9 protein-coding genes and 1 riboswitch are annotated in these 6,866 nt (G+C 50.1%); of the genes, 3 read left to right on the top strand and 6 right to left on the bottom strand.

Features of this window, described 5'->3' with window-relative positions; genetic code table 11:
• Positions 1–310: 310 nt before the first annotated feature.
• Entirely contained in the window at positions 311–1,759 is a 1,449-nt protein-coding gene (locus IV04_RS18615; RefSeq protein WP_037398417.1) for a GGDEF domain-containing protein, read from the top strand.
• A gap of 3 nt (positions 1,760–1,762) precedes the next feature.
• On the opposite strand, the gene IV04_RS26855 is transcribed toward IV04_RS18615, so the two are convergent.
• Both IV04_RS26855 and IV04_RS18610 read right to left on the bottom strand, forming a co-directional pair.
• Complete coding sequence (locus IV04_RS26855) at positions 1,763–1,924, bottom strand: YnfU family zinc-binding protein (RefSeq protein WP_197062168.1); 162 nt, start codon at positions 1,922–1,924, stop codon at positions 1,763–1,765.
• Between the two features lie 76 nt (positions 1,925–2,000).
• On the bottom strand, positions 2,001–2,480 hold the full coding sequence (locus IV04_RS18610) for a cold-shock protein (protein ID WP_037398414.1): 480 nt from the start codon (positions 2,478–2,480) through the stop codon (positions 2,001–2,003).
• 280 nt (positions 2,481–2,760) lie between these two features.
• On the opposite strand from IV04_RS18610, the gene cspE reads away from it, so the two are divergent.
• The gene (gene cspE, locus IV04_RS18605) at positions 2,761–2,970 is read left to right on the top strand and encodes a transcription antiterminator/RNA stability regulator CspE (RefSeq protein ID WP_002210315.1); all 210 of its coding nucleotides are present in this window, start codon (positions 2,761–2,763) and stop codon (positions 2,968–2,970) included.
• A 46-nt stretch (positions 2,971–3,016) separates the two neighbouring features.
• Here cspE and crcB read toward each other — a convergent pair whose 3' ends face one another.
• Both crcB and IV04_RS18595 read right to left on the bottom strand, forming a co-directional pair.
• Positions 3,017–3,400 (bottom strand): fluoride efflux transporter CrcB, encoded by a 384-nt coding sequence (crcB, locus tag IV04_RS18600; RefSeq protein WP_037398407.1) that lies wholly within the window; start codon positions 3,398–3,400, stop codon positions 3,017–3,019.
• A 72-nt stretch (positions 3,401–3,472) separates the two neighbouring features.
• Positions 3,473–3,534: riboswitch (Fluoride riboswitch) on the bottom strand.
• Positions 3,535–3,602: 68 nt separating this feature from the next.
• On the bottom strand, positions 3,603–4,667 hold the full coding sequence (locus IV04_RS18595) for a diguanylate cyclase (RefSeq protein ID WP_037398404.1): 1,065 nt from the start codon (positions 4,665–4,667) through the stop codon (positions 3,603–3,605).
• Between the two features lie 219 nt (positions 4,668–4,886).
• On the opposite strand from IV04_RS18595, the gene tatA reads away from it, so the two are divergent.
• Positions 4,887–5,093, top strand: a complete 207-nt coding sequence (tatA, locus tag IV04_RS18590) for a Sec-independent protein translocase subunit TatA (protein ID WP_037398402.1) — start codon at positions 4,887–4,889, stop codon at positions 5,091–5,093.
• A 98-nt stretch (positions 5,094–5,191) separates the two neighbouring features.
• Here the strand turns inward: tatA and lipA are convergent, their stop codons facing one another.
• The gene (gene lipA / locus IV04_RS18585) at positions 5,192–6,157 is read right to left on the bottom strand and encodes a lipoyl synthase (RefSeq protein WP_037398399.1); all 966 of its coding nucleotides are present in this window, start codon (positions 6,155–6,157) and stop codon (positions 5,192–5,194) included.
• Entirely contained in the window at positions 6,150–6,818 is a 669-nt protein-coding gene (gene lipB / locus IV04_RS18580) for a lipoyl(octanoyl) transferase LipB (protein WP_037398397.1), read from the bottom strand. The genes lipA and lipB overlap by 8 nt, the downstream gene beginning before the upstream one ends.
• Positions 6,819–6,866 lie beyond the last annotated feature (48 nt).

Below are 6,866 nucleotides of genomic sequence, written 5' to 3'. Positions count from 1 at the left end.
ACCCAGGCAACTTGAAGTATGGTGAGGATTAAGCTATACCCTGTTAGCTTGAGTCGATGAGCTATATTTAAAGTGATGAATGTTTAACTGGTTATTATATAAGACTTTTCTGATATAAAAGTGCGCCCATCAATGTGAACTTCTAATTCCGTAAGAGTGAATTAAGCTGATTCCATTAAATAAGGAGTTGTACAGTTTCTGACTGATTCATTTGGCTTTTCAGATGAGAACTCGTTTTGTCATTCTCATTTTGCCGGGAAAAGAATATGCATAAAGTTTTTGTGGTTATTATGACGCGGTGGTTCAAACGATGAACACTGTATTACATTCGAAACAACGTTTGCCCGCCTCGATTCTGTTGATAAATCTTTTTATTCTGACTTTCGTGCTTTCATTGATTGGCATTTTCACTCGTCCATTAGGCGCACTTTCGCTGTTCTGGCCGGTGAACGCTATTCTGCTCGGGCTGATGCTGCGTCAACCTGGTTATGACACCATCGTCGGATGGGTGGCTATTTACCTGGGTATGGTCGTTGCCGATTTGACTACCGCCGAGGGATGGCGGCTGGCATTGTGGCTGAATGCCTGCAACATGGCGCTGATTGCCAGTGGTTATAGCGTGATGCGAATGTTGCCACAGTCTCAGCGGCGCATGGGGAAACCGCAGGCGATTCTATATATGTTTATTGCCTGCCTGTTGGGGGCCGCACTCTCTTCCACGTTATCGGTGCTGCGCAATGACAGCCTGTTTAACAACACGGTTTTTACCGCCTGGGGAGCGTGGTTCAGCGAACAATTCTCGACTAACCTGCTGCTCTTGCCTGTGGTTCTGGCAGCTCCTCGTTTTAAACAACTGTTGCGTATCCAGATAAACTGGCAATGGCGTACCAGTATGCCGCTACTGGCTTTGCTGTGTTCCCTGGCGTTTAGCGTCTATATCGGTGGGCCGGGAGCGATAGCGTTCCCGATCCCGGCCCTGCTGTGGTGTGCTGTGCGCTATCACTTGTTTACCGTTACCCTGCTGACGCTGCTCACCGGAGTGACCCAGATTATCAGCATTTCCGTTAACATGATGTTGTATGAAATACCCGGTACCCATGCCGGTGTGTTTGATACGCTGATGTCTGCCCGTTTAGGTATCGCAATGCTGGTGATGGGGCCGTTGATTCTGGCCAGTTCTCAGGCCGTTAACCGCAAACTGCTGCGTCAATTGGACTATAACGCCAATCATGATGTACTGACCGGTGCCTTGGAGCGCTGTGTATTTATGCGTAAAGCCAGAGAGTTGCTGGAACATAAGCATCAAGCGAAAGAGGCGTTATCACTGCTGCTGATCGACATCGATCATTTTAAACTGATTAATGATATGTATGGCCATGTGAGCGGCGACCGGGTGTTGGCGACATTCTCCCGTCTCCTGCGGAGTGAATTGCGCCACGATCAGCTGTTTGGTCGCCTGGGGGGTAAGGAGTTTGCCATCGTGATGCCACGTGCGCTGGCAATGCAAGCGGTGGCATTTGGGGAATATCTGTGCCAGCGGATGGAGAGTATTGATATGAATCCTGAAGGCAAAACTCCGTTGCGCATCACGATCAGCGTCGGGGTTGCCAGCCTGGCGATGAATGAAGTGAAATCTTTCGAGCAGTTGATGAACAAGGCGGAGATTGCGCTATCCCGCGCCAAATCCCAAGGGCATAACCGTGTTGCATCGTTTAACATTATCAGCAGTAATACACTGAATAATAATATGTTTAAGTAAACTTCACCCTTGCTTTGGTGTGAACTGTGTACCGCAATTGGGGCAGATCAGCGTGATGTTTTTACGCAATCTAGAACATTGCTGTTTGGTAACATAGCTGCATTTAGGGCAGGCAATTTGGGTGCTGCGGTTGTTAAAACCTTTGACGCTGATGGATTCAGACATGGCATGTACCTGTGTCAGGTGAAAAACTACGCTAACACAGGCGATATTAAAAAGCTTTAATTGTTTTCCTACTGTTTTACAACGCCTTTAAGGCCTGGAGCGTTTCATCAATATCGACTTCATGTTCTGAGAAAGTGTGGGTCACATTCTGGAAGGTGGTAATCGACAGCATACGCAGCGTCTCTGTGGCTTGCGGTGTTTCAGCGGCTTGTGGGCGGATACGGTTCATCAGTAAACCGACCGAGAGCACGGTGTTTTCTTTATCAATATTTGCTTTTACCGGTACTTCTTTTGTAAAAGTGTGAAAGGATTTAATACTGGTTATTTTGATTCTTTCATTAGCAATAATGATGTATTTGCTGGGTGCCTGTACTTTTACCGCAAAGGCCGATGGCCCTTTGGCATTGTTGGTGGGTTCAAAAGTCACCAGCGCATTCTTTTTAATCAACTCTGGGTTTTGCACTTTAATCACGTGAAAATAACGATTTTCCCCGTTCTCGTCGGTGATAAAGCCGAAGCCTTTGTCTTCAAAAAAAGTCGTTATCTTGCCGTTCATCATCATTCTCATAAAGTCATTCGTAACAGTATTTATGATAGCGCGGAATGCCTCGCGGTGACAGGGGGCTATTCTGCGGGAAAGTGCCGGAAGTGCTCAGAGGATCGGGCTATGTTGCTAACGATTACCCAAGGTAACCGGCGATTTACTGTGCAGATTGCGGATTTTTCCACTTTTTATCGATTTTATGTGATCTCGGTTATGGACAAAATCCCATCTAATTGCTGTACTGTATCTGACACACACTTTGTGTCTTACATTCACGTTAAAGGTAAGTTTGATGTCTAAGATTAAAGGTAGCGTTAAGTGGTTCAATGAATCCAAAGGTTTCGGCTTCATTACCCCAGAAGATGGTAGCAAAGACGTTTTCGTCCATTTCTCTGCTATCGCTAGCAATGGTTTCAAAACTCTTGCTGAAGGCCAGCGTGTAGAATTTGAAATCACGAACGGTGCCAAAGGGCCATCTGCTGCTAACGTTATCGCTATCTAAGCTACAGTAGCCAAAATTCTTAAAACCCGCTCCATGAGCGGGTTTTTTATTGCCCGCTTAACGCATTAACCAGCACGAAAGCCAGCAGCGTCATGCTCAGCGAGCCCGCCAGGTTGAGCAACATATTGGCAATTGCCCAAAGCAGACGCCCATCCTGCAATAGATAAACCACTTCGACCGAAAACGTCGAGAAAGTGGTTAATCCGCCACAGAAACCGGTGGTGATCAGCAGTTTCCAGGTCGCATCCAGGTGAGTAACACGGGTAAACAGCGCAAGGGCTAAACCGATAATAAACCCTCCGAGCAGGTTCACGGTCAGCGTGCCCAACGGGATATGCTGATGCAGTGGATTCAATCTCATACTCACCAGCCAGCGCAACACGCTACCTAAACCGCCGCCAATAAACACGGCCAGCAAAGAACTCAACATGATCGAAAACCTTTTCACTAAAAATTGAGGAAGCTCAGAAAGGTTCAAGCATAGCGCTACGCCCCTCTGAGAGGTTGCGTAGACATCATCAGCCTGTGAGGCGGTTATGGAGGAATGTCATCTCCGTCTGTCGGCGCGGGTCTTTTGCCGTGCCGGAGGGATTTTACACGCTGTATCCGCTGTTTTGTAGTCTGACTTTACGTCAGGCTTGGGAGATGGCACGTTCCTGGCGGTTACGGCCATTGTTTTTGGCGCGGTACAGCGCACCATCTGCCGCTTTTAGCCACGCTTGGTAGTCGTGCATGCTTGGCTGATAGTCAGCGATTCCGGCGCTGATGCGCAACTTTAACTCGGGAGCTTCGCGGAAAATAATTTCATCTAAACGGTCTTGAATACGCTTCAGAGCCTGGCTGGCCTGGTCGGCATTAGTATTTGGTAACACCGCACCAAATTCATCACCGCCATAGCGGCCCACGATATCGACCACGCGTAAGCCTAATAACAATTCTTCTGCCAGAACGATCAAGGCTTCATCCCCTAACGCATGGCCAAAGGTATCATTAATCGTTTTGAAGTGATCAAGATCTATCAGGATCAGCGTAGCTTTGCGGTCATAACGTCGGCAACTGTCAAATTCGTTGTGCAGCAGATGTTCCCAGTGGCGGCGGTTATAGAGGCCCGTCAAACCATCCCGCATGCTAATACGCAACAGCTCCTGTTTTTTTTCTGCCAGGTGTCTGGCGGTATTGTAGGTGACAAAACCGAGGAATGTCGGGTAGATAAACAGCATGGGCAAACAGATATACACCTGCATGGGCGTGGTTTGCGGATAAAATGGGAACCCAAGCGCGGCGCTGGTCAGTACGGCTGCAGCAACCTGGGCTACCAGCCCTTTAAAAAACAGTGAAAGCCCGCCTGAGGCAATATTGTTCATGCCCATCATCGACAAGATCACCGCACTAGGTAATGCATTAAAACCCATGATCGCTGCCCAGATACCGCCCAGCGTGGCATCGATCAGCAGATTATTGGTTTCGGTTATGAACGGTTTTGCAGAGCGGATAGAACGCTGGTAGGCAATATGTGGCCAGATGAACCCATTGAATACCAGTAGGACCCATACGGCAAGCGGGGGTTGTAAGGGGAGAATTGTGGCAAGCACACAAAAAAAACCAATCCCCAGGCCGACGATACGTGGCAGGTAAGTCCGTTTGGCGAAACTGAGCCCCGACCGTCGGGCATTGACCGCTAATGGAGCGATTGGCATCTAACGCTTCCCCCTGTGATTAATGACGCAGCGTATCATCCACTTGTGAAACGCTAAATAGCGAGATTCGCCCCATGACGTTAAGCATAGAACATCTCTGAGAGATCTCACTCTGTTACATGTTGTTGTTGTTCTAAAGAGGGAAAAATAGCTAAATATTAATAGGCAAGGTTGGTTCCCTCGCCGCATCTTGCGGCCATAATGAAAAAGAAGGTGAATATGGAAGGTATCAGTATTACCAAACTTCTGGTGATTGCGGTGTTGGTCGTGCTGCTGTTTGGTACCAGCAAACTGCGCACCCTCGGCGCTGACTTAGGTGCGGCGTTGAAAGGCTTCAAAAAAGCCGTAGGGGACGAAACCCCGCCCGCGCAGAACAGCGCAGAAAACCCGTCGGCAGCGCAGAGCGTCGAGAAGAAAGACGTTTAATACAGCCAACCAGCGTTAAGCAATAAAAAACGGATGCCGTGAGGTCATCCGTTTTTTGGCGCGTTTACCGGCCTAAGCGTAACAAAAGATTACCGCGTTTATTTCACTTCCAGGCCTTTCGCTTGCAGATCGGCATGGTAAGAGGAGCGAACAAACGGGCCGCAAGCGGCATGAGTAAAGCCCATCGCCATCGCTTCTTCTTTCATCTCGTCAAACTCGGCAGGGCTGACATAGCGCTGTACCGGCAGATGATGGCGGCTCGGCTGCAAATACTGGCCCAGAGTCAGCATGGTCACCCCGTGGCGGCGCAGATCGCGCATGACGTCTACGATTTCCGCATTGGTCTCCCCCAAACCGACCATCAGGCCCGACTTGGTTGGGATATCCGGGTGCACTTCTTTGAAACGCTCCAGCAGTTTTAGCGACCACTCGTAGTTGGCCCCCGGGCGTACCTGGCGATAAATACGTGGCACGTTTTCCAAGTTGTGGTTGAACACGTCTGGCGGGGTCGCCGTCAGGATTTCCAGAGCGCGATCCATACGGCCACGGAAATCAGGAACCAACGTTTCAATTTTGATATTTGGGCTTTTGGCACGGATTGCGGCGATACAATCAGCGAAGTGTTGTGCTCCGCCATCGCGCAGATCGTCGCGATCCACTGAGGTAATCACGACATAGCGCAATGCCATATCGGCGATGGTCTGTGCCAGTTTCTCCGGTTCATTGGCATCTGGTGCCACCGGGCGGCCATGAGCGACATCGCAGAACGGGCAGCGGCGGGTGCAGATGGCACCGAGGATCATGAAGGTCGCCGTACCGTGGTTAAAACATTCTGACAGGTTCGGGCAAGAAGCCTCTTCGCACACCGAATGCAGGCCATTTTTGCGCATTGCGGCTTTGATGCCTTGAATGCGCGTAGAGTCGGCAGGGAGTTTGATCTTCATCCATTCGGGTTTGCGTAGCAGCTCCTGCCGTTCGGTGACCACCGTTTTTACCGGGATCAACGCCATTTTGTCTGCATCGCGGTATTTGACACCGCGTTCCATCTGAATCGGTTTACTCATAATCGTGCGGGTTCCAGTTATGAAGCTCGACCGTCTGGTAGCCGAGTAAATGAACAAATTCTTGTACCAGGATCGGATGAATGTCTTCTAGGCTAACGCCGGGCTCCAGCGCGCTAACTTGTGTCATTTGCATCCCGGCATAGCCACAGGGGTTGATACGCTGAAATGGGGCCAGATCCATGGCGACATTCAGTGCCAGGCCGTGAAATGAGCTGCCTTTGCGGATGCGTAAACCCAGTGAACAGATTTTCTGCTCGCCAACATAAACGCCGGGGGCATCAGGGCGTGCGCGTGAGGCGATGTTGAAATGGGCCAGGGTATTGATTACGGTCTCTTCCAGGGCGGTGACCAGTTGGCGTACGCCAACTTTGTTGCGTTTCAGATCCACCAGCACATACAGCACCTGTTGGCCTGGGCCATGGTAGGTTACCTGGCCGCCGCGATCGCTCTGAACCACCGGGATATCGCCAGGCATCAGAACGTGTTCCGCTTTGCCTGCCTGCCCTTGGGTGAACACCGGCTGATGCTGCACCAGCCACAGCTCGTCCGGGGTCGACTCGGTGCGGCTGTCGGTGAAGTGATGCATAGCTTGGGATACAGGCGCATAGGGCTGCAACCCCAGTTGACGCAAAATGATCTTATTATGTTGCAAACGAGTCATCGTCAGGTTACAGAAGTGAGAAAGTCATTATACCGAGCGCCCTGGCTG

Origin of the sequence: Serratia sp. Ag1, from assembly GCF_000743355.1 — a bacterium.
Lineage (GTDB): Bacteria > Pseudomonadota > Gammaproteobacteria > Enterobacterales > Enterobacteriaceae > Chania.
Note: the sequence above shows the minus strand (reverse complement) of the source record. Positions and strands in the feature narration are given on the sequence as shown.